1 pseudogene is annotated in these 287 nt (G+C 66.9%); it reads left to right on the top strand.

From position 1 onward, the window contains the following. Positions 1-287 (top strand): annotated as a pseudogene (locus B3D39_RS10130) (creatininase); the annotation flags it as partial.

Genomic DNA, 287 nt, shown 5'->3' with positions numbered 1-287 from the left:
TGGCGCAGGCGGCGCTCCTGCAAGATTTCCTCGAACCGTCGGTGACCCATGACATTGCTCCGGCCACGATGCGCCAGCGGATGCACAAATCGCCCGCCGAGATCGCCCTGATCCGGCAAGGGGCGGCCGTCGCGGATGTCGGCGGCTTTGCGATCCGCGAGGCGATCCGCGAAGGCGTGCGCGAGATCGATGTCGCGATGGCGGGTCGCGACGCGATGGAGCTGGAGATCGCCAAGCGATTTCCCGAGGCCGAATATCGCGACACCTGGGTCTGGTTCCAGTCGGGC

It is taken from the genome of Thioclava sp. UBA3469 (assembly GCF_002378135.1).
Classification (GTDB): domain Bacteria; phylum Pseudomonadota; class Alphaproteobacteria; order Rhodobacterales; family Rhodobacteraceae; genus Thioclava; species Thioclava sediminum.
The sequence above is the reverse complement of the archived record's forward strand: the minus strand, read 5'-3'. Positions and strand labels throughout refer to the sequence as shown.